Genomic DNA, 3,321 nt, shown 5'->3' on the forward strand with positions numbered 1-3,321 from the left:
ACCGGGCGGCGTCGGCCAGCGCGGCGGCGGGCACCGCCGCGCTGACCACGGCGGTCGGGTCGTCGCCGTGCGGGGTGACGAGCCGCGCGGCCGGCGCGGCGGGCTCCGCCTTCGGGACCTGCTCCCGCTCCTCCAGCTGCCACTCGGCCACGTCGAGGAACTGCAACGCCTCCGGGTCCTCGGGCAGCGTCTCGCCGGCGTAGGCCCGGGCCAGGTCGGCGAGGACCAGCCGCAGGCTGGCCGGATCGGCGATGAGCGGGGTGGCGGCCACCTCCAGCGCGTCGTCGGTCAGCGTGATCGACAGGTCCCCCTGCGCGCCGACCGTCACGGCCCGGGCGTCGTCCACGTCCTGCAACGGCACCCGCAGCCCGGGGTGGTGCACCAGGGCCAGCCGCAGCGCCTCGTGCCGGGCCACCACCGTGTCGACGGCGGCCTGCAACCGCGCCCGGTCCAGCGGCCGGTCGAGCCGGACCCGCGCCCGGACCAGGTCCTGCTTCCCGGACCAGGCCAGGCGCTGGACCGGCGACAGACGGTATCCGTTCACAGCACACTCCGGTTCACGTAGAGGTCGGACATGGCGACCAGGATCTGCCGGTCGCCGCTGAAGGGTTCCCGGCCGTGAGTGGTCAGGAAGTTGTCCACCACCAGCACGTCGCCGCGCTGCCAGGGCACCGAGACGGCGTGCTGCCGGTACAGCTCGCGGATGCCGGTGACCACCTCGTCGGGGATCGGCTCGCCGTCGCCGTAGTAGGCGTTGCGGGGCAGCCCCTCCGGGCCGTACTCGCGCAGCAGCGCGCCGGACACCTCGGCCGGCATGTTGGAGACGTGGAACAGGTGGGCGTGGTTGAACCACACCGTCTCCCCGGTACGCGGGTGCGTGGCGACCGCCTGCCGCCGGGTCCGGGTCCGCAGCCCGTCCCCGCCCAGCCAGGTGAACTCGGTCGCCGAGGCGGCGCAGTACGCCTCCACCTCCGCCCGGTCGGTGGTCTGGAAGGCCTCCTGCCAGGGCAGGTCCAGGTGCGGGCCGTAGTTGCGCACGTAGCTGACGCCGGCGCGGAGGAACCGCTCCCGCACGTCGGCGGGGATCAGCGGGGTGATGACCCGCTCGCTGGCCAGCGGGGTGGCCCCGCCGCTGCCGGTGGCCGGCTGCGCGCACCAGAAGTAGAGGTGGGTGGGCCAGTTGTGCGAGTACGACATCTCGTGGTGCAGCGGGATCCACTGCTCGGCGTTGAACTCGGTGGAGGTGAACACCCGGTCGGCGACCTCGTGCCGGGGGGCGGCCCGCTCCAGGTAGCCGAGCAGGTCCGGGCTCACCGCCCGGGCGGCCTGGCTGAAGTCGTCGGGGGTGCGTACCTCGAAGCCGCGGAAGAACACCGCGCCGTAGCGGTCCAGGTCGGCCAGCAGCTCGTCGCGGCGCCCGGCGACCCAGCCCGCCAGGTCGAGGTCGGGCACGGCGGCCTCGACGAGCAGCACGAACCGTTCGTCCACGAGCACCCGCCGGGTCACCGGCGAGGTGACCGGGCCGGTGGAGCGCCGCCGGGGCGCCGGCCCGCTCACGGCGCCATCTCTGGTTCGCGACTGCGGGGCCCGCAGCCCCGGCTCCCTCCCCGCGCTCACGCCTGGCCTCCCGTGAGGGTCGGCACGGCGCCGGCACGGATCGCCTCGGTCAGCTCGGGCGCGGCGACCGGATCGGACATGGCGGTGAGGATCCGGCGGGGCGGGGTGAACGGCTCCCGGGCGTGCGCGGCCAGCATGTTCTCCACCAGCAGCACGTCGCCGCGCTGCCAGGCGAAGGAGCGGGTCTCCGCGGCGTACGCGGCGCGCAGCTCGGCCAGCACCTCGTCGGGGATGGGCGTGCCGTCGCCGTACGCGGTCTGGTAGGGCAGGTCCTCCTCGCCGAGGGCGGCCCGCAGGCCGGCGCTGACGTCGTCGGGCAGGGAGGTGACGTGGAAGAACAGCGCGTGGTTGAACCAGGTCCGCTCGCCGGTGACCGGGTGGCGGCGCACCGCCGGGCGGACCTGCCGGGTCCGCAGCTGCCGGTCGCCCACCCACTCCACGTCGATCAGCGCCCGGGCGCAGTACGCCTCGACCTCCGCGCGCCGTTCGGTCTGGAACGCGGTCTGCCAGGAGAGGCTGATGCCGGGCAGGTAGTTGCGCCGGTAGAGCACCCCGCGCCGCTCGAACTCGGCGACGGTCTCCGGGCGGAGCCGGGCCAGCACCCGGCGGCTGTCGGCGAGGGGGGTGCGCCCGCCGGCGCCCGGCTCGACCTCGCAGTGGAAGACGATGCGCAGGGGCCAGTTCACCGTGTACGACTGCTCGTTGTGCAGCACGATCGGCTGGTCGGCGGGGTGCTCGGTGGAGGTGTACACCCCCTCGGTGACCTGGCTGCGCGGTGAGGAGCGTTCGCCGTAGGAGAGCACGTCGTCGGAGAGGGCCGCCATCACGGTGCGGAAGTCGTCGGCGCCGGCCACGGCGAAGCCGCGGAACAGCACCGCCCCGGCGCCGCGGGCCAGCTCGTCGACCTCGTCGCGGTGGCCGGCGAGCCAGCCGGCCAGGTCGACGTCGGGCACGTTGGCCCGCACGAGCGCCGGCAGCGGGCCGCCGGGCCAGTCCGGCCGGACGTCCACCAGGTTCCGGTCGCGGCCGCGACGGGGGATGGTCCGCGCGACCCGGTTCTGCTCACTCATCTCTCTCACTCCCAGCGGTGTCGGCGCAGTCCGCGAGACTGCGCCGGGGGTCGGCGGCGGCGGTACGCAGCACCGCGCAGAACCGGCGGTGCCACGCGACCACCCCGTCGTGGTCGAACAGGTCGGTGCGGTAGGTCCAGAGCGCCGCCAGCCCGTCCCGCCGCTCGTCGAGCCAGAGGGTCAGGTCGAGCCGGGCGGTGTCCGGGGTCAGTTCCACGCCGGTGAACTCGATCCCGGCCGCGCCGCGGTGCCGGGCCGGCGGGGCGTTCTGCACCCCGAAGGCGACCTGGACGAGGGGGTTGCGTCGCGGCCGGCGGGTCGGCCGCAGCCGCTCCACCAGCAGGTCGAAGGGGACGTCCTGGTGGGCGGCGGCGAACAGGGTGACCCGGCGCGCCTCGGCGAGCAGGTCGGCGAAGCCCCGGTCGGGCGCCGGGCGCAGCCGCAGCGGCAGGGTGTTGACGTGGCAGCCGACGCTCTGCTCGGCGGCGACGCTCGTCCGGCCGGCGAAGGCGACGCCGACGAGCAGGTCGCGCCGGCCGGTGGCGGCGCCGAGCAGCGTGGCGAACGCGGCCAGCCCGACCATGTGCAGGCTGACCCGCTCGGCCCGGGCCAGTTCCCGCGCCGCGCCCGCGGT

At 75.5% G+C, this 3,321-nt stretch carries 3 protein-coding genes and 1 pseudogene; all 4 read right to left on the reverse strand.

Annotation, left to right across the window (positions count from 1 at the left end; all coding sequences use genetic code 11):
- A pseudogene (locus B0E53_RS34580) lies at positions 1–544 on the reverse strand (hypothetical protein); the annotation flags it as partial.
- Positions 541–1,557, reverse strand: a complete 1,017-nt coding sequence (locus B0E53_RS34585; protein ID WP_107079737.1) for a TauD/TfdA family dioxygenase — start codon at positions 1,555–1,557, stop codon at positions 541–543. The pseudogene B0E53_RS34580 and the gene B0E53_RS34585, both read right to left, overlap by 4 nt.
- A 56-nt stretch (positions 1,558–1,613) precedes the next feature.
- A complete protein-coding gene (locus B0E53_RS34590) occupies positions 1,614–2,687 on the reverse strand; it encodes a TauD/TfdA family dioxygenase (protein WP_107079738.1) in 1,074 nt (357 codons plus the stop codon).
- A partial coding sequence (locus B0E53_RS34595) for a condensation domain-containing protein (RefSeq protein WP_246835750.1) occupies positions 2,680–3,321 on the reverse strand: 642 nt, incomplete at its 5' end. The genes B0E53_RS34590 and B0E53_RS34595, both read right to left, overlap by 8 nt.

Origin of the sequence: Micromonospora sp. MH33, from assembly GCF_003013775.1 — a bacterium.
In the GTDB taxonomy this organism is placed as follows: domain Bacteria; phylum Actinomycetota; class Actinomycetes; order Mycobacteriales; family Micromonosporaceae; genus Micromonospora; species Micromonospora fulviviridis.